This is a genomic window from Bradyrhizobium xenonodulans (genome assembly GCF_027594865.1).
Lineage (GTDB): Bacteria > Pseudomonadota > Alphaproteobacteria > Rhizobiales > Xanthobacteraceae > Bradyrhizobium > Bradyrhizobium xenonodulans.
The window spans coordinates 5,898,078-5,915,221 of sequence record NZ_CP089391.1 but is presented as its reverse complement, the minus strand read 5'-3'; the positions used below and the strand labels follow the sequence as shown (position 1 = coordinate 5,915,221).

Below are 17,144 nucleotides of genomic sequence, written 5' to 3'. Positions count from 1 at the left end.
AGGCCTTGCCCGCCGGTAAACTATTCCCTCGCATTTTAGCGAATTTTCCTAGGCAAAACTGCTGCACCGACTTTACCGGATTTGCGCGTTTGTTCCCTAGTCTTTCTCCCAGAGGAATCCGGCGTCCTGTCACGACAGACAGGATGACGCGCCAACGACCTGCCAAGAACTGGGGTAACGAGATGAACGGGGCGAAATCGCTTCTACAGGATCTGGACGACGCGATCGCACGCGGCACCGACGAGAGCCGGGCGAAGGCGTTGTGGCATGCGACCGACATCCTGATCACCGGCCGCTACAGCGACGACGAGATCAGCATGTTCGGCGAGGTCATCGGACGGCTGGCCGACGAGATCGAGGTGGCCGCGCGTGCGCAGCTCTCGGACGTGATGTCGGCGTGCGATCACGCGCCGCTCAACGTCATCGAGAAGCTCGCCCTCGACGACGAGATTGCCGTCGCCGGTCCCGTGCTGCGCGACTCCAATCGTATCGACGAGAAGATGCTGGTCGAGAGCGCCTTGACCAAGGGGCAGGCGCATCTGCTCGCGATCGCCCAGCGCCAATCGATCGGCGAAGCCGTCACCGACGTGCTGGTCAAGCGCGGCGACCAGCAGGTCGTGACCTCCGTCGCCAAAAACGAGGGCGCGCGCTTCTCCGGCTCCGGCCTCTTGCACATGGTCCGGCGCGCGGAGGGCGATTCGATCCTTGCCGAGCAGCTCGGCCTGCGCAAGGACGTGCCGCGCCACATCTTCCAGCAGCTGATCTCGAAAGCGTCCGAGGACGTCCGCCGCCGGCTCGAGACCGAGCGGCCCGAGATGATGTCGCAGATCCAGAGCTCGGTGACCGAGGTCACCGGCGATCTCCAGTCCAAGTTCGGCCCGTCCTCGCGCAGCTATTTCGTCGCCAAGCGGGTGGTGACGACGCAGCACCGCCAGGGCAACCTCAACCAGGATTCGATCTCGAATTATGCGCGCCAGCACCGCTTCGACGAGGTGCAGATCGGCCTGTCGCTGCTGTCGTCACTGCCGGTCGACGTGATCGAGCGGGCGATGATGGACCGCAACCGCGAGATCCTTCTGGTGTTGTGCAAGGCGCTCGACTTCTCCTGGGACACGACCATGTCGCTGCTGTTCCTCGGCGCCAAGGATCATCTGATCACGGCGCGCGAGCTTCAGGACTGCGAGCGCGAGTTCGGCAAGCTCAAGATCGAGACCTCGCGCAGCGTTCTGAAGTTCTACCAGTCGCGCAAGACCGGCGCGGGTGCCGATGCGGGCCGTCAGCCCGAGCTTCAGGTGCACTGAGCCAGAGGGGAGTATTTGCAATGTTGCCTCAATTCGGCACCGCAGTTCGCAAGACCAAGAACCTCAACAAGGCCCCGGCCGGCGATATCGGCGGCGGAGCATCGGACAAGGCGTCGGTCGACGCCGCCTGGCTCGTGCTGGAAGCCGCCAACGATCTCGGCGACCACGCCGCGATCGCAGCCTGCCGCCGCGTCATCGACGCCGAGCTGAACGGCACGGTCGCCGGCAGCGCAGATGTGGATCTCGTGCTGGGGTACTTCCGGTAAACGCGCCGCAGCCCTGATGGAGCGGGAGCGTAATCCGAGACCAATCTCAGCAGGACCCGGAGCGTCTGGATCCTGCATCGCGACGTAGGCTTGACCTTGCCGCGCTCAGCGCGGCGGCCAGCTCGTCGATGTGATAGGGCTTTGCCAGGATCTGAATATCCGCAGCTTCGGCCTCGTGGACTGCGGCTTCGGCATATCCGCTGGTCAGCAGGACCGGGATGTCGGTTCGACGTTTCTTGATCTCCTGCGCGAGCTCGACCCCGTTCATTCCGCCCGGCATCATGATATCGGAAAAAACCAGGTCGACGGTGCGGCCGTCGGCCAGCGCACCGAGAGCCGCCGCGGCGCTGGCGGCGCGCGTGACGTCGTAACCGAGCTGGCCGAGCATCTCGCCGACCAGGGCCGCAACTTCGTCGTCGTCCTCGACCAGGAGAATGCGGCCATGGCTGCTCTTCTTCGGCCGCACCCTGGTGAGGTCGATGAGGTGGCGCTCCCGGGAAGGAACGTCGAACGATCGCGGCAAATAGAGCTCGATGCTGGTGCCACGGCCGACCTCCGATTGAATTCGGACCGTGCCTCGGGACTGCGTCGCAAATCCATGGACCTGTGCGAGCCCGAGCCCCGACCCCTTTCCGACGTCCTTGGTCGTGAAGAACGGTTCGAACACCCGCGACAGGATCTCCGGACTCATGCCGACGCCGGTATCGATGACGGACAGCCGGACATAGTCGCCCGCGATCTGCTCGTCGTTGAGGCCAGGCAGATTTTCCCCGCGCACGATGATCGTGCCGCCATTGGGCATGGCGTCGCGGGCGTTGACGGCCAGGTTGAGAATGACCAGCTCGAGCTCGCCGGGATCGACCTCGACCGGCCAGAGCGATTCCGGGAATTCGAACTCGACATGGACGTCCCCCCTCAGGCTGCGATCGAGCAGTTCACGCATGCCGCCGATCTGCGCGGCGACGTCAACGGGTTCGGGACGAAGCTTCTGCCGGCGAGAAAATGCCAGAAGCTGCTTGGTCAGGCTGGCGCCGCGCTGCGCCGCCTGGATCATCCCGTCCATCAGTCGCCGACGGCGGTTCGGATCCGTCTGGCGGTCGAGCATGTCGAGCCCGCCGGAAATCACCATCAAGAGGTTGTTGAAGTCGTGAGCCACGCCGCCGGTGAGCTGGCCGATGGCTTCGATCTTCTGGGCCTGGCGGAGAGTTTCCTCCACGCGAGTGCGCTCGTTCATTTCGAGGCGAAGCTGGTTATTGGCCTCCTCCAGCTCCCTCGTCCGTTCGACCACCAGCTTCTCGAGCTCCTGCGCCGTCTGCTCGCGCGCGGCAAGCAGAGCCCGGATCTCATACTGGCGCCGGCGTGCTCGCATCGCTGATTGAACCGCGCTGGTCAGCGTGATCGGTTGAACCGGTCGCTCGAGCAGCGAAACGTTGCGGAGAAGCGCGACGATACTGCGCCGCCAGGCGATGACCGCCGGTTGCTCCCGATGGCTGGTGAGAACGACAAAAGGCAGGTCCGACCATGGCGGCTGGTTTGCGATCCATTGTGCCAGCGGCGCCGTGTCTTTCCCGAACAATCCCTCCTCGGCCAGGAATACGGCGCCCACACCTTCAGTCATCTCGCTGATGAGTCCGGGGAGATCTCGGCAGTTGATCGCTTCCAGATTGGCGCCGCGAAAGAGCTCGGCCGAAGCCGGTCCGTCGCGCCCGATCGGAGCAAAGATCAGAACCCTGTGGTCCCGGTCGGCGCTCATTCGGCCGGGCCTTCCGGGATCTCCTTGCCGGTATAATGCGGATTGCCGGAAAAGATGCCGCTGAACTCGTGGAGAGGCGGGCCGAGTTTGATTCCGGCGCTGGCGAGCCGAAACTCGCGGATGTTATGCTCGTGGTTGCCGCTGCGCTTTTTGACGACGGACAAGGCGCGCCGCACTCTTCCGCCGAACTCGAAATAGCGCAGCATCAGCACGGCATCGCTCAAATAGCTGATGTCGAGCGGCGTATCCATCGGGCCCACCAGCCCATGTTGAGCCAGGATCAGAATGGTCAGCACGCCCTGCTGCGCCAAATAGCTCAGGAGCTCATGCATTTGCAGGATGAGAAACCGCTCATCCGGCATTGCGTTCAGGTAGCCGTTCAGGCTGTCGATGACGACCACGCGGGCATTGTCGACCTCGACGCTCTGGCGCAGGCTCGCGGCGAACTCGCCGGGGGACAGCTCGGCGGGATCGATCTGCTGAAACCGAATTCGTCCGGACTCAATGTGCTCCTGGAGCGGCAGGCCGAGCGTGCGGGCCCGCGCTTCGACGGTGGCCCGGCCTTCATCGAAGGCGAAGAACACGGCGTGCTCGCCACGCCGGGCCGCCGCAATCGCATAGGTTAGCGCAAGCGACGATTTGCCGACGCCCGCTGCGCCGATGAGAAGCGCGTTGGTGCCGCGCTCGAGGCCGCCGCCCAGCAGTTGGTCGAGCTCGGCGCTGCCGCTGGGCGTGAACTCACCCGAAAAGTTCTTGTGATGCTCGGCAGCGACGAGCCGGGGGTATATCTTCAGGCCTCCTTCTGCGATCGTAAAATCGTGGAAGCCGCCGCGAAACCGGATGCCGCGCATCTTGATCACGCGGAGCCGTCGCCGTTCGGCGCCATAGTCGATCGCAAGCTGTTCGAGCATCACCACGCCGTGCGCGATGGAGTGCAGTTGCAGATCGTCCTGAGACGATGACAGATCGTCGAGCAGGATGACGGTGCAGTTGCGATTGGTGAAGAAATGCTTCAAGGCCAGCACCTGGCGCCTGTAGCGAAGCGGGTTCTGGGCCAGCAGGCGTAGTTCAGACAGGCTGTCGAGCACCACCCGGGTGGGATTGATCCTCTCGACCTCCCTGAAGATCAGATTGGTGGTTTCGCTCAGCTCCATTTCCGCGGGATGGAAGACCGTGAGCTCTCGCTCCGGATCGAGCGTTGTCTCCGGCGGGACCAGTTCGAAAATATCAACGCCTTGCAGAGACCAGCGGTGCCGATGCGCGACAAGCTCCAGCTCCCGCCTCGTTTCGGACAGGGAGATATAGAGGACGCGTTCGCCGTCACGCACGCCCCTGAGAAGGAATTGCAGCGCAATCGTGGTCTTGCCAGTGCCCGGCCGGCCCTCGTAGAGGTACATCCGATTGGCGTCCAGGCCGCCGCCCAGGATGTCATCCAGGCCATCGCTGCCGGTCGAAACTCTCGGCAAATCCTTGAAGGCGCTGTCGAGAGCAGCCCGGGATGGATGAGTCATCGAACCCCCCTTGAGGCATCTTCCTGAAGCCCGCTATTTGCCCCAAGCGTCCGCAAGCTAGGGGCTGGGACCAGCGCGGGTCCTTACAAGGAACTCTTCAGCGGAGGTCGAGTTCCCGGCGATCGGCGGTCTCCTGCCTGTCGGAAGGAGGCGCCGACGTTTCGCTCGTGTCGGTGCAAAATTGAACACAGGCAAGTCCGGACCTCCGCGCACTCCGGCGATTGCGATATTCACCGCCGGATACGATCAATCACGGCGTCCTCGCCGTGACGGTTCGTGCTGTGCTCGAAGCCGCCAACGATCTCGGCGGCCATGCCGCAATCAAAGCCCTGCCGCCGTGTCATCGACGCCGAGCTGAACGGCGCGGTGGTGGACAGCGCCGATGTCGATCTCGTGCCGGGGTCTTTCAGGTAAGACCCGCGTGGCCCCGCGGTGACGTTATCCGCCGGTCAGATCGCGCGGCACTTGTTTGTTCGCGGCGATCGCCGAGATGATCCTGATGAACGTCGTCACTGCCGGCGCCGGCGTGCGGTGACGCTGGGTGATGAGGCCGAATTCGATGTCGATCGGCGCAGGCTTCATCACCAGATGGGCGAGCTCGCGCCGGCGCCAATAGGGCTCCAGGAGCGGGACCGGTGCCCAGCCGACCGCGTCGCTCGCCATCACCACCTGGCGCATCGCAGCGAAGCTCTCGGCCCAGATCCGCGGAACGAACCCGCCGGATTTCGGGACGGTCAATGCGCCGTAGTCGCCGGGGCCGTCCACCGTCTCGGACGAATAATGCGAGGGACTAGGACCGGTCAGGGGATAGTCCAGCAGGTCGTCCGGCTTGATCACCTTGTGCCGCAGCAGCGGATGGCCGCGCCGGCAGTACAGGGCGACCTTGGCGGTGACCAGTTTCTCGAACGCGAGATCGTCGAGGTCGCGGACCTCGACCCGGTCGGCAATCGCGATATCAGCCCTGCCGTTCAGCACCTCCTTGACCGCGAACCGGGCTTCAGTGGAACGCAGGCGGCAGCGGACATTCGGAAATTCCATCGCGAGACGTCCGAGTGCCTGAGGCACCCAGAGCTCGGACGGAAACGTGCCGGCAACGACGGTGATCTCGCCGACCTCCAACCCCCTGGCCAGACGGATCTCGCGCGACAGGACGTCCATGCTGCGCGTCACCGGCTCGCCGCGCTCCAGCACGATGCGGCCGAAGATCGTCGGCTCGGGGACGCCCGTTCCCCTGTCGAACAGCCGCACCCCGAGATCGCCTTCGAGCGCCTGAAGCGCGCGCGTCAGCGCCGATTGGGTGATGCCCAGGGCCTCGGCCGCGCGGCCGAAATGACGATGGTGGGCGAGGGCGTTGACGATCTCGATGTGCCGGATGGTGATCATGATGCGTTGAGCTCATTGAATTTTGCTTTTGATGAATTTGACACATGAAGACATGCTTTGTCATCTCACGACGGGGCGGCAAGTGATTCATCGCTGAAAGAGCTTGGTTCGTCTGGAATGGGAATGAGCGCGGACCTATGCCGACACCGCACGGCTCCGCGCTACGCGTGGTGAGCGAGATGTGCACAGGGCCGCTCTGAGGGGCTGGGGGCGGCTCAGGCTCCTGCGCGGTGGCGTCTCGCCGTCACCGCGCAGGAGGGCCCGCGGCTGGCGCCGCCGGTCCGGTAGTGCGGACACGCTTGTTGCACGCAGTCGTGATCCGTGAACCCGCGCCTGCAGGTAACGACGGAAGATCTCCCTCGTACAGATGTCAGCGAACGATTTTCGCACAGCTGACGGACGTGCAATCGAGGAGACATGGTCGGATGAAAGGGTTCAACATCGCTGAGAACGGTGGCGGTTCCTATCGTCCGCTGGCCATTCTCCGCTGGGTCATGGTGATCATCTTCGTGTCGTTCGGAATGCAGAAATTCACATTGCAATCCGCACAGGGCATCGCCCAGTTCATCAGCAACAGTCCGTTCGTCTCCTGGCTGTCGGTGTTCGGGTTGAGGGGAGAGGCCTACTTTCTCGGTGTCGTCGAGTTCGTGATTGCCGCGCTGCTCGCGGCAGGCAGCTTCAGCGCCGTCCTGTCCGCGCTCGGTTCATTCATGGGCGTGGTGACCTTCGCCGTCACATGGTCGTTCTTCTTCACGACGCCGGGCGTCGTGACATGGAGCCTTTCAACCGATCCGATGGCGTGGAATCTGACCGGCGAATTCCTGTTCAAGGACATCGTCCTGCTGTGCGTCTGCGCAGTGTTGTTTCTCGCCTCGCTGCCGCAATCGGTGGTCCGGCTGCGCACCGGCTGAGCGCCGGGTCTTTCATCGCCGTTTGCGGTAGATCACGACGTCATTGCCGTGGCGGATCGTGCTTCGCTCCAGGAGATAGTTCGATTTCTCCAGCACGCGGCGCGATGCGACGTTCCCTGCGTAGACGATGCCGATGAGCGAGGCGAGCGCGAGCTTTGACAGCCCGATCTCCGTCAGCGCCGTCGCGATCTCGCTTGCAAATCCCCGGCCCCAGCACGCACGCGTGAACGCGTAGGAAATCTCGATCTCGTCGATGTCGTCGACCAGGATGTGCCGGATGCCTGCGCGCCCGGCGAACGCGCCCTCTTTCGTGCGCAATGTCCAGAGTCCAAAGCCGTGCTGGTCCCAATGCGCCATGTTGGTCGCAAGATAGGTCTTGGTGACCTCGGGTGCACGCACGCCGCCGAGATAGCGCGAGACCTCGGCATCGAGATGCAGCGTGACGAGATCGGCGAGGTGACTTTCGTTCAGCCTCTCGGCGGTTAGCCGCGTGGTGCTGAAGTGATCCATGGAAACGGATTGCCGCTTTGGAGTTGGTCGCGATCTTGATGTCGTCGGCACCGATGATGCCATCGTGCCAGTGTTTTGCCCGACGGGTCAACCGGGGCGTGGCCGGGACGATTTCGCACACGCATAAGCCATTGATTTCACACCCCCCGTCTACTGTGCATGGGGTTGTTTTCGCAGTTTTGGTTTCGAGAGGGCTATCCCGCCCCGAGCGCGACCGCGACGTTGTAGGTCAGAAGGCTCGCCGCATAGGCCAGCACCAGCATGTAGGTGAAGGTCGCCGCCATCCAGCCCCAGCTTCCGGTCTCGCGCCGGATCACGGCGAGCGTGGAGGCGCATTGCGGGGCGAAGATGTACCAAGCCAGCATCGACAGGGCGGTGGCGAGCGACCATTTCGTCGCCAGCACCGAGCCGATCTGCTCGGCGGCTTCCTTGCCGCCTTCGATCGCATAGACGGTGCCGAGCGCTGCGACCGCGACCTCGCGTGCCGCCATGCCCGGGATCAGCGCCACCGCGATCTGCCAGTTGAAGCCGACGGGCGCGAGCAGCGGCTCGAGCGCCTTGCCGATCATCGCAGCGAGGCTGAAGTCGATGGCGGGCTCCGTGCTGCCTGCCGGCGGCTGCGGGAATGAGGCCAGGAACCAGATCAGCACCATCATCGAGAAGATCGTGGTGCCGGCGCGGTAGAGAAACATCTTTGCGCGAGTGAAGATGCCGATCACGATCGATTTCAGCTGCGGCATCTTGTAGTCCGGCAGCTCCAGCATGAACGGGGCCGGCGCATAGTCGCGCAGCATGAAGAACTTGATCAGGAACGAGACGGCAAGCGCACTGGCGATACCGGCCGCATAGAGGCCGAACATCACGAGACCCTGGAGGTTGATGAAGCCCCAGACGTCTTTTGCAGGGATGAAGGCGGAGATGATCAGCGTGTAGACCGGAATGCGCGCCGAGCAGGTCATCAGCGGCGCGATCAGGATCGTGGTCAGGCGGTCGCGCTTGTCGTCGATCACGCGCGTCGCCATGATGCCGGGAATGGCGCAGGCAAAGCTCGACAGCAGCGGAATGAAGGCGCGGCCGTGCAGGCCGGCGCCGCCCATGATGCGGTCCATCAGGAACGCGGCGCGCGCCATGTAGCCGAAATCTTCCAAGAGCAGGATGAACAGGAAGATGAGGATGATCTGCGGCAGGAACACGATGACGCTGCCGACGCCCGAGATCACGCCGTTCTGGAGGAAGCTCTGCAGCAAGCCGTCGGGCAGGGTGGCTTGCACGAACTCGCCGAGCGCATCGAAGCTGGACTTGAGCAGGTCCATCACCGGCTGCGCCCAGGCGAACACCGCCTGGAACATCACGAACAGGATGAGCGCGAGCACGATCAGCCCGCCGACGGGATGCAGCACCACCGCATCGATCCGCGCGGTCCAGGTGTCGGGCCGGGCCGGCAGGCTGACGCAGTCGGCGATGATGCGGTCGGCCTCGCGCTGGGTGGCGCGCAGCTCGGCGACGCTGAGCGCGCGCCAGCTGTTTTCCTGCGGCTCGGCGGCGAGCTTGGCCGAAATCTCGTCCGTCAGCGCCAGGAGATCGGCCGTGCCGCCCTTGCGCACCGCGATCGAGGTGACCACGGGCACGCCGAGCTCCTTGGCGAGCCGTTCGACGTCGACCGTGATGCCGCGGCGGCTCGCGATGTCGAACATGTTGAGCACGAGGACCATCGGCCGTCCCGTGCGCTTCAGCTCAAGCAGCAGGCGGATGGTCAGGCGCAGATTGGTGGAATCGGCCACGCAGAGCACGAGGTCGGGCACGGTCTCGCCGGAGGCCTTGCCGAGCACGAAGTCGCGGGTGATCTCCTCGTCCGGGCTGCGGCCGCGCAGCGAATAGGTGCCGGGCAGGTCGACCACCGAGACCTGGCGGCCCTGCGGCGTGACGAAGAAGCCTTCCTTGCGCTCGACCGTGACGCCCGGATAGTTCGCGACCTTCTGCCGGCTGCCGGTCAGCGCGTTGAACAGCGAGGTCTTGCCGCTGTTGGGCGTGCCGACCAGGGCGAGATGCAGCAAGGGTAATTCCATGGGATCAGGCCTTGGATCGGGGTCCGGGTCGCTATCTAGGCGACGATGATGGCCATGGCTTCACGACGGCGGACCGCGATCGTGATGTTGTCGACACGGACGGCGATCGGGTCGCGCCCGACCAGCCCCTCATGCAGGACCTCGACCCGGGCGCCCTCGACGAAGCCGAGCTCGATCAGCCGGCTCTCCAGCTCGATGTCCGAGAGGGCCGAGCCCGCGTCCCTGGCGGAGAGGTGCTGAATGACGCCGGTATAGCCGCGCTGGGCCAGGCCCAGCGGCATTTGCGAACGCGTATCATTGGTGTCGGTCATGCCCTGTATTTTCAACGCAGGGCATTGAGGTCAAGCGCGCTGGCGCGCCGAAGCTGCACCTTAGAGTGATTTTAAAGTGCAGAACTGGGGCGCGTTGGGGATAGGCCCCCGACGCCTACTGGGCCGCGACCTTTTCCGGCTGGATGGCAGCCATGGCGCGGCTCTTGAAGTAGTCGAGCACGAACAGGCGGATCGCCGAGGACAGATTGCCCTGCTGGCGGGCGCCGTCGATCTCGCCGACGAGCTCGGACAACGTCATGTTGCGCAGGCCCGAGATCTCCTTCATGCCGTTCCAGAACGCCTCTTCCAGGCTGACGCTGGTCTTGTGGCCGGCGACGACGATCGACCGTTTCACGACGGGCGACTTCATGACGGATCCTCGTGATCGATCTGATGCTGGTCCAGCTGCGCCTTCGCCTTGTCCGCGTGCGTCTCCTCCGCCGACCGCTCCGCCTTCGTGCGGCCGAACTTCGCCCGATTGGCGTCCGCCTGCTTCACCGAGGCTTCCCGCTCGGCGCGCTTCCGGAAACGATTCAGGTTGATGACGTTCCCCATGCCGCGTCTCCATCATCCGATCCTCTTCAGGCAGGATGAAACATTCAGAAACAGGGGGCCGCGTCGCGCCCCAAAAGACTTGATCGCCATTCGCTCGTCCTCGTCAATCGGCCTCGGGCCATCAAACGATGAATTTCGCCCCGTCGGGGCAGGGGCTGCGTAACACGCCGCCCGACCGCAACATTGACGGTAATCAAATCCCGCCCCCAAAGCCCTACATTTCTGCGAATCAAGCGTCCGTATCACTACGGATGGCTATCGGAATTCGGAATTTTATCCCGGGCTGGTCATCTTCTCGGGACGCACCAGGCGGTCGAATTCATCCGCCGAGACGAAGCCGAGGCGGAGCGCCTCCTCCTTCAGCGTGGTGCCGTTGGCGTGTGCGGTCTTGGCCACCTTCGCGGCGTTGTCGTAGCCGATCTTCGGGGCAAGCGCCGTCACCAGCATCAGCGAGCGCTGCATCAGCTCCTTGATGCGCTTCTCGTCGGCGCGGATGCCGCTGACGCAATGTTCGGTGAAGGAGCGCGCGGCGTCGGCCATCAGGCGGATCGAGTGCAGCATGTTGTAGGCCAGCACGGGCTTGTAGACGTTGAGCTCGAAATGGCCCTGGCTGCCGGCGATCGTGATGGCGGTGTGATTGCCGAACACCTGGCAGCACACCATGGTCATCGCCTCGCATTGCGTCGGATTGACCTTGCCCGGCATGATCGACGAGCCCGGCTCGTTCTCCGGCAGGATCAGCTCGCCGAGGCCTGAACGCGGGCCTGAGCCCAAAAGGCGGATGTCGTTGGCGATCTTGAACAGGCCTGTCGCGACCGAATTGATGGCGCCGTGCGCCAGCACATAGGCGTCGTTCGAGGCCAGTGCCTCGAATTTGTTGGCGGCGCTGGTGAAGGGCAGCTTCGTGATCCCGGCAACGTGCTTTGCGAACAGTTTTGCAAAGCGCGGCTTGGAGTTGAGACCGGTGCCGACGGCGGTGCCGCCCTGCGCCAGCGGATAGAGCTCCTTCACCGCGACCTTCAGTCGCGCAATGCCGCTTTCGACCTGCGCGGCGTAACCTGAAAACTCCTGGCCGAGCGTCAGTGGCGTCGCATCCTGGGTGTGGGTGCGGCCGATCTTGACGATCTTCGAAAACTCTTTCTCCTTCTTGCGCAGCGCGCGGAGCAGCTCGCCGAGCGCAGGGACGAGATCGGCAGTGATGCGGCTTGCAGCCGCGATGTGCATGGCGGTCGGAAACGAGTCGTTCGACGACTGGCTCATGTTGACGTGGTCGTTGGGATGCACCGGCTTCTTGGCGCCGAGCTCGCCGCCGAGCAGCTCATTGGCGCGGTTGGCGATCACCTCGTTGAGGTTCATGTTGCTCTGGGTGCCGGAGCCGGTCTGCCACACCACCAGCGGGAAATGATCGTCCAGCTTGCCCTCGATCACCTCGCGCGCGGCGCGGATGATGGCGCCCGCGCGGCGCTGGTCGAGCAGGCCGAGCTCGAGGTTGGACTGCGCCGCGGCAAGCTTGACGATGCCGAGCGCATGCACGAGCGAGATCGGCATGCGATCCGTCCCGATGCGGAAATTCTGGCGCGAGCGTTCGGTCTGCGCCCCCCAATAGCGATCGGCGGGGACCTCGATGGGACCGAAACTGTCGGTCTCGATACGGGTCGCGGGGCGGGCGGTCTTCGCGCGGGCAGCTTTGGCCATGAGCACATCCATTCTGCCGCGCGAAACGCCGCACGGCCTTGTCATGTGCTCTTCTATATAGGCAGTTTGGCCGGGCGCGACGGCTTCGCGCCCAACCTAGATCATTTCTTGCGGAAACGATCGAGCCGCACCACTTCGGCGCCGCCCTGGTTCGGGGCGGTCGGCTCGTCGGTGCTTTCCGCCGCTTCAGTGGCAGGGGCCGGCATCGCGACGGCCGAGGCTGCGGGAGCGGTCGGCAGATTTTCGGACGCGACCTCGGCGACATCGGAAGTGTCGAACTGGAGGCCGAACTTCACGGACGGATCGAGGAAGCTCTTGATGGCGCTGAACGGCACGATCAGCCGCTCCGGAATGCCGCCGAAGGACAGGCCGACCTCGAAACGGTCCTCGAGCACGGTCAGATCCCAGAACTGGTGCTGCAGGATGATCGTCATCTCTTCCGGGTATTGCGCGAGCAACCGCGACGACAGCTTCACGCCCTCGGCCTTCGATACGAAGGTGATGAAGAAATGATGCTCGCCCGGCAGTCCCTGGGACGCGGCATCGGTCAGCACCTTCCGCAGCACGCCGCGCAGCGCGTCGCGGGCCAGCACATCGTATCGGATATGATCGGTCGCCATGGTGGTCCTGTTGCATTCCAGGAGTTGGGTCCTGCCGGCCCGACTCGCCAAGCCGCAATAGTACCGCGCCTGACGGGTGAGCAGGAGTCCCCGCCGGGGAGGAAATCAAAGGTAAGTGGAGGCTTCTGTTGCCAGGTGCCTCCGAACCCCGCCTAACGGAGCTTAACCCGTTAGGACTTCAGAATGGTCTTTCAAACTGCGTTACGCAGCCTGAGCAACCGGAGCAAAGTTGTCGTTGGCAACTATTGCATAGCCCGATAACGGCGGAACAATACCGGGAAAAAGTTCGCCCTTTACGCCCTCGTCGATCCTATTTCGCCCCCGCCAAAGCCCGCTCTTGGGTAGCCCCGCTGGTGGGCTTTGGTGGAGGCGCCGGGTACCGCCCCCGGGTCCGAATGGTTTATTGCGACGACCGTTTATTTCCATAGCCGGCGAACCGGCACCCCCAATATAGGGGGCAAAGGTTTCAAATGACAGGTGTTTCGAGGGCCCTCGCAATGTTCCCTTGGGATAGGTTCCCCAGGGGCTCACCTGTAATCTTGGCCCCATCGCCGCGCCCGGTCTAAGCTCCTGACATGTCCGCGGATTCAGCACCGGCCGTCCAAGAGCCGGATCAACCAATCGCCCATACCGCTCCGCCCGGCCTCGTTGCGCTGTTCCTGGCCTTCGCCCGGATGTCGCTGGCCGGTTTCGGTGGGGTTTTGGTGTTTGCCCGGCACGCTATCGTCGATCAGCACCGCTGGATGACGGCGGACGAATTCAACGAGACCTTCGCGCTCTGCCATTTCCTGCCCGGGCCCAACATCGTCAATCTGTCGATGGTGTTCGGGTCGCGGCTGCGCGGGATCGCCGGCGGCGTTGCCGCCTTTACCGGGCTGCTCTTGCCGCCGACGCTGATCATGACCGTGCTCGCGATGATCTATGCCCGGTTCGGCGATGTGGAGGTGCTGCGCCGCATTCTCGCGGGTATCTCCTGCGCGGCGGTCGGGCTGCTGATCGCGGTGGTCTTCCGGATGATGACGCCCTTGTTCAAGCGGATGGACGCCGTCGCGCTCATCCTGATGCTCGGCGTGTTCGTGGCCATCGGCGTGCTCCGCCTGCCGCTCCAGGCGGTGTTGCTGGTCGCGATCCCCGTCAGCATCGGCGTCACGTATTTGATGTGGCGGAAGGCAGCATGAACAGCGAAAACCCGATCTGGGCGCTGATCTCCACCTTTGGCCTAATGTCGCTGTTCGCAGTCGGCGGCGCCGCGGCGGCGGTGCCGGAGATGCACCGCATCGCCGTCGAGGTGCATCACTGGATGACCGAGAAGCAGTTCGCCGACGCCTATGCGATCGCGCAGCTCTCGCCCGGTCCGAACGTGCTTATCGTGACGTTAATCGGTTATGCCGTCGCCGGGATCTCCGGCGCGCTGGCGGCGACGCTGGCGATGTGCCTGCCGACGGCGCTGCTTGCCTATTATGTCAGCCGTCTCCTGAACAGGCCGAGCCAGTCGCGCTGGCCCGGCCTGATTCAGGCTGCACTGGTTCCGCTTTCGATCGGATTGATGGCAGCCAGCGCCCTGATCCTCGCCCAGTCGACCGATCGCAGTTTTGTTGCACTGCTTCTGACCGCGACGGTTGCAGCGATCGCCTCCGTCTCGCGCATCAATCCGCTGTGGCTTCTGCTCGCCGGTGGCCTGTTGGGTTTTGCTGGCATTGTGTGATGAAAATCGCTAGGCAGTGGTCCGGGCGGGGGATCCATTTCCAGCCGATTTAGAACAACAGTGCTCGTGACTTACGGGTCGCGGAGGAGACATGCATGGCCGATACGATGGGCCACTCAGCGACGGCCACCCGAAACACCCAGGTGGCGCTCGGCTTTTGTCTGCTGGCGATCGCGCCGCAGATTTTCGAATTCATCTGGTCGATCGGGACGATTTTTGGCTGGGGCGCCGGACGGGGCCCGGCCACCGTCCTGATCAGCCACGCCACGGCGCTGCTCGCCGGCGCGCCGGGTACGTTGATCGGAGCGATCGGCGGTGACACCAAGAAGGCGTCATCGGATGTGCTGCTGGCGCTGATCTATTCCTATCCGATCTTTGCGGTGGCCATCCTCACGCTGTTCATGACCATCCGGTCGGCCCAGGACTATATCGGCGGGATCGTCCTGATGGCGCTCGCCTTGTTCGCGCTGTGGGCTGGGAGCGACTTGCAGGGCATGCGTGGCTTCTCCTTCGGCGCAGGCACCGCGCCACGTATGTTCGGCGGTCTCCTGGTCGCCTTGTCCGCCGGCATCGCCCTGACCGGGCTCCTGACGGAGGGGGCGGCGCTCGCCCATTATTCCTGGCGCGGGCCGCTGTTCGTGATGCTCGCGATCCTGTTCTTTGCGCTGGCGATCCGGCCGCTCGGCCTCGTGGTCACGGCCTTCGTCAGCTTCATGATCGCTGCGACCGGATCGGACGAGACGCGCTGGCTGGAGGCCGCCATCGTCGGCGCCTGCCTGACACTCGGCTGCGCCATCCTGTTCCCATACGTGCTCGGCTTGCCGATGCCGATGTTTCCGCGTTTCCTGATCCAGTGAGGGCGTGATGGATATTTTTGCCAACCTCGCCCACGGCTTTGCCGTCGCGCTGTCTCCGATCAACCTCCTGATGTGCCTGATCGGCGCCCTCGTCGGCACGCTGGTCGGCGTTCTCCCGGGCATCGGCACCATCGCGACGGTCGCGATGCTGCTGCCGATCACGTTCGGACTGCCGCCGGTCGGCGCGCTGATCATGCTCGCCGGCATCTATTACGGCGCCCAGTATGGCGGCTCGACCACGTCGATCCTGGTCAACATCCCCGGCGAGGCGACATCGGTCGTCACCGCCATCGACGGCCACCAGATGGCCAAGCAGGGCCGCGCCGGCCCCGCGCTGGCGATCGCGGCGATCGGCTCGTTCTTCGCCGGCTGCGTCGCGACCGTCCTCATCGCCGTCCTCGGCGCCCCGCTGACCAAGCTCGCGCTGGCATTCGGTCCGGCCGAGTATTTCTCGCTGATGGTGCTCGGCCTGATCTTCGCGGTCGTGCTCGCCAAGGGCTCGGTGCTGAAGGCGATCGCGATGATCGTGTTCGGCCTGCTCTTGTCGATGGTCGGCTCGGACATCGAAACCGGCGCCTCGCGCATGGCGTTCAACATTCCGGAGCTCGCCGACGGTCTCGGCTTTGCGACGGTCGCGATGGGTGTGTTCGGCTTTGCCGAGATCATCCGCAATCTTGACGCCGGCGCCGAGATGAACCGCGACCTCGTGCAGCAGAAGATCACCGGCCTGATGCCCACCAGGAAGGATCTGAAAGACTCGACGCCTGCGATTCTGCGCGGCACCGTGCTCGGCTCGATCCTCGGCATCCTGCCGGGTGGCGGCGCGGTCATCGCGTCCTTCGCCGCCTATACGCTGGAGAAGAAGATCGCGAAGGATCCGAGGCGGTTCGGCCGCGGCGCGATCGAGGGCGTGGCGGCGCCGGAAAGCGCCAACAATGCCGCGGCACAAACCTCCTTCATCCCGCTGCTGACGCTCGGCATCCCGCCGAACGCGGTGATGGCGCTGATGGTGGGCGCGATGACCATCCACGGCATCGTGCCGGGCCCGCAGGTGATGCAGAAGCAGCCTGACCTCGTCTGGGGCATGATCGCCTCGATGTGGATCGGCAATCTGATGCTGATCATCATCAACCTGCCGCTGGTCGGCATCTGGGTGCGGCTGCTGCGGGTGCCTTACCGGCTGATGTTCCCCTCGATCGTGATCTTCTGCGCGATCGGCATCTACTCGGTGAACAACGCGCCGGTCGACGTCATCCTCGCAGGCGTGTTCGGCCTCGTCGGCTACTGGCTGATCAAGCACGATTTCGAGCCGGCGCCGTTGCTGCTCGGCATGGTGCTCGGACCGCTGATGGAAGAGAACCTGCGCCGCGCGCTGCTGATCTCGCGCGGCGACTGGAGCGTGTTCCTGACGCGTCCGCTGTCGGCCGTGCTGCTGGCGATCGCGGCGTTTCTGCTGATCCTCACGGTGCTGCCCGCGTTGCGCGCCAAGCGCGACGAGGTGTTCACCGAATCCGAGAACTGAGGGCGTCGCGCGCCGCATTCGGAAGTCGAATCGGCAGCAGGATCAAGCCGATAGGCAAGGGGCGGAACGCAAGTTCCGCCTCTTGTCGTTTGTACCGGGAAGGCTCACTTTTCCGGGTATAATCGGTGAGGACAGCGAATCGCCGCTGTCGCAGCGCGGGGGGCGCCGTTAAGTTCGC

The 17,144-nt window shown here is 64.2% G+C and carries 17 protein-coding genes and 1 other RNA gene; 7 read left to right on the top strand and 11 right to left on the bottom strand.

What is annotated here, in order from left to right; translation table 11 throughout:
* Positions 1-182: 182 nt before the first annotated feature.
* Positions 183-1,301, top strand: a complete 1,119-nt coding sequence (locus tag I3J27_RS28150; protein ID WP_270172907.1) for a DUF2336 domain-containing protein — start codon at positions 183-185, stop codon at positions 1,299-1,301.
* A 20-nt stretch (positions 1,302-1,321) separates the two neighbouring features.
* A complete protein-coding gene (locus I3J27_RS28145) occupies positions 1,322-1,567 on the top strand; it encodes a hypothetical protein (RefSeq protein ID WP_270162133.1) in 246 nt (81 codons plus the stop codon).
* A 46-nt stretch (positions 1,568-1,613) separates the two neighbouring features.
* On the opposite strand, the gene I3J27_RS28140 is transcribed toward I3J27_RS28145, so the two are convergent.
* The 3 genes from I3J27_RS28140 to I3J27_RS28130 all read right to left on the bottom strand — a co-directional run bounded on the left by I3J27_RS28140 (position 1,614) and on the right by I3J27_RS28130 (position 6,214).
* Entirely contained in the window at positions 1,614-3,320 is a 1,707-nt protein-coding gene (locus I3J27_RS28140; RefSeq protein ID WP_270162132.1) for an ATP-binding protein, read from the bottom strand.
* Positions 3,317-4,831, bottom strand: a complete 1,515-nt coding sequence (locus I3J27_RS28135) for an ATPase domain-containing protein (protein WP_270162131.1) — start codon at positions 4,829-4,831, stop codon at positions 3,317-3,319. The genes I3J27_RS28140 and I3J27_RS28135 overlap by 4 nt, the downstream gene beginning before the upstream one ends.
* 438 nt (positions 4,832-5,269) lie before the next feature.
* Complete coding sequence (locus I3J27_RS28130) at positions 5,270-6,214, bottom strand: LysR family transcriptional regulator (protein WP_270162130.1); 945 nt, start codon at positions 6,212-6,214, stop codon at positions 5,270-5,272.
* 425 nt (positions 6,215-6,639) lie between these two features.
* Between I3J27_RS28130 and I3J27_RS28125 the strand changes: the two genes are divergently transcribed.
* Entirely contained in the window at positions 6,640-7,125 is a 486-nt protein-coding gene (locus I3J27_RS28125; protein ID WP_270162129.1) for a YkgB family protein, read from the top strand.
* A 12-nt stretch (positions 7,126-7,137) separates the two neighbouring features.
* Here I3J27_RS28125 and I3J27_RS28120 read toward each other — a convergent pair whose 3' ends face one another.
* From I3J27_RS28120 to ssrA, 8 genes are all read right to left on the bottom strand, one after another.
* Positions 7,138-7,635, bottom strand: a complete 498-nt coding sequence (locus I3J27_RS28120) for a GNAT family N-acetyltransferase (protein ID WP_270162128.1) — start codon at positions 7,633-7,635, stop codon at positions 7,138-7,140.
* Positions 7,636-7,829: 194 nt separating this feature from the next.
* Entirely contained in the window at positions 7,830-9,701 is a 1,872-nt protein-coding gene (gene feoB / locus I3J27_RS28115) for a ferrous iron transporter B (RefSeq protein WP_270162127.1), read from the bottom strand.
* A gap of 35 nt (positions 9,702-9,736) precedes the next feature.
* A complete protein-coding gene (locus tag I3J27_RS28110; protein WP_084805127.1) occupies positions 9,737-10,012 on the bottom strand; it encodes a FeoA family protein in 276 nt (91 codons plus the stop codon).
* A gap of 115 nt (positions 10,013-10,127) precedes the next feature.
* Positions 10,128-10,382, bottom strand: a complete 255-nt coding sequence (locus I3J27_RS28105) for a ribbon-helix-helix domain-containing protein (RefSeq protein WP_148754162.1) — start codon at positions 10,380-10,382, stop codon at positions 10,128-10,130.
* Entirely contained in the window at positions 10,379-10,567 is a 189-nt protein-coding gene (locus I3J27_RS28100; RefSeq protein ID WP_270162126.1) for a DUF4169 family protein, read from the bottom strand. The genes I3J27_RS28105 and I3J27_RS28100 overlap by 4 nt, the downstream gene beginning before the upstream one ends.
* Positions 10,568-10,840: 273 nt before the next feature.
* A complete protein-coding gene (gene fumC, locus I3J27_RS28095; protein WP_270162125.1) occupies positions 10,841-12,274 on the bottom strand; it encodes a class II fumarate hydratase in 1,434 nt (477 codons plus the stop codon).
* Between the two features lie 89 nt (positions 12,275-12,363).
* On the bottom strand, positions 12,364-12,882 hold the full coding sequence (locus I3J27_RS28090) for an SspB family protein (protein ID WP_270162124.1): 519 nt from the start codon (positions 12,880-12,882) through the stop codon (positions 12,364-12,366).
* A gap of 114 nt (positions 12,883-12,996) precedes the next feature.
* Positions 12,997-13,362: a transfer-messenger RNA gene (ssrA, locus tag I3J27_RS28085) on the bottom strand.
* A 95-nt stretch (positions 13,363-13,457) separates the two neighbouring features.
* Here ssrA and I3J27_RS28080 point away from each other — a divergent pair.
* The 4 genes from I3J27_RS28080 to I3J27_RS28065 all read left to right on the top strand — a co-directional run bounded on the left by I3J27_RS28080 (position 13,458) and on the right by I3J27_RS28065 (position 16,966).
* Entirely contained in the window at positions 13,458-14,060 is a 603-nt protein-coding gene (locus tag I3J27_RS28080) for a chromate transporter (RefSeq protein WP_270162123.1), read from the top strand.
* Positions 14,057-14,587, top strand: a complete 531-nt coding sequence (locus I3J27_RS28075) for a chromate transporter (RefSeq protein WP_270162122.1) — start codon at positions 14,057-14,059, stop codon at positions 14,585-14,587. The genes I3J27_RS28080 and I3J27_RS28075 overlap by 4 nt, the downstream gene beginning before the upstream one ends.
* A gap of 95 nt (positions 14,588-14,682) precedes the next feature.
* Positions 14,683-15,444: a tripartite tricarboxylate transporter TctB family protein gene (locus I3J27_RS28070; RefSeq protein ID WP_270162121.1), complete on the top strand. Its 762-nt coding sequence runs from the start codon at positions 14,683-14,685 to the stop codon at positions 15,442-15,444.
* A 7-nt stretch (positions 15,445-15,451) separates the two neighbouring features.
* Positions 15,452-16,966, top strand: coding sequence for a tripartite tricarboxylate transporter permease (locus I3J27_RS28065; RefSeq protein ID WP_270162120.1), 1,515 nt, complete (start codon positions 15,452-15,454; stop codon positions 16,964-16,966).
* The last annotated feature ends 178 nt before the right edge of the window (positions 16,967-17,144 follow it).

Bases quoted from the DNA above. Each gene is read 5' to 3' on its own strand.
- I3J27_RS28150 (WP_270172907.1), top strand. From the start codon at position 183: ATGAACGGGGCGAAATCGCTTCTACAGGATCTGGACGACGCGATCGCA.
- I3J27_RS28145 (WP_270162133.1), top strand. From the start codon at position 1,322: ATGTTGCCTCAATTCGGCACCGCAGTTCGCAAGACCAAGAACCTCAAC.
- I3J27_RS28140 (WP_270162132.1), bottom strand. From the start codon at position 3,320: ATGAGCGCCGACCGGGACCACAGGGTTCTGATCTTTGCTCCGATCGGG.
- I3J27_RS28135 (WP_270162131.1), bottom strand. From the start codon at position 4,831: ATGACTCATCCATCCCGGGCTGCTCTCGACAGCGCCTTCAAGGATTTG.
- I3J27_RS28130 (WP_270162130.1), bottom strand. From the start codon at position 6,214: ATGATCACCATCCGGCACATCGAGATCGTCAACGCCCTCGCCCACCAT.
- I3J27_RS28125 (WP_270162129.1), top strand. From the start codon at position 6,640: ATGAAAGGGTTCAACATCGCTGAGAACGGTGGCGGTTCCTATCGTCCG.
- I3J27_RS28120 (WP_270162128.1), bottom strand. From the start codon at position 7,635: ATGGATCACTTCAGCACCACGCGGCTAACCGCCGAGAGGCTGAACGAA.
- feoB (WP_270162127.1), bottom strand. From the start codon at position 9,701: ATGGAATTACCCTTGCTGCATCTCGCCCTGGTCGGCACGCCCAACAGC.
- I3J27_RS28110 (WP_084805127.1), bottom strand. From the start codon at position 10,012: ATGACCGACACCAATGATACGCGTTCGCAAATGCCGCTGGGCCTGGCC.
- I3J27_RS28105 (WP_148754162.1), bottom strand. From the start codon at position 10,382: ATGAAGTCGCCCGTCGTGAAACGGTCGATCGTCGTCGCCGGCCACAAG.
- I3J27_RS28100 (WP_270162126.1), bottom strand. From the start codon at position 10,567: ATGGGGAACGTCATCAACCTGAATCGTTTCCGGAAGCGCGCCGAGCGG.
- fumC (WP_270162125.1), bottom strand. From the start codon at position 12,274: ATGGATGTGCTCATGGCCAAAGCTGCCCGCGCGAAGACCGCCCGCCCC.
- I3J27_RS28090 (WP_270162124.1), bottom strand. From the start codon at position 12,882: ATGGCGACCGATCATATCCGATACGATGTGCTGGCCCGCGACGCGCTG.
- I3J27_RS28080 (WP_270162123.1), top strand. From the start codon at position 13,458: ATGTCCGCGGATTCAGCACCGGCCGTCCAAGAGCCGGATCAACCAATC.
- I3J27_RS28075 (WP_270162122.1), top strand. From the start codon at position 14,057: ATGAACAGCGAAAACCCGATCTGGGCGCTGATCTCCACCTTTGGCCTA.
- I3J27_RS28070 (WP_270162121.1), top strand. From the start codon at position 14,683: ATGGCCGATACGATGGGCCACTCAGCGACGGCCACCCGAAACACCCAG.
- I3J27_RS28065 (WP_270162120.1), top strand. From the start codon at position 15,452: ATGGATATTTTTGCCAACCTCGCCCACGGCTTTGCCGTCGCGCTGTCT.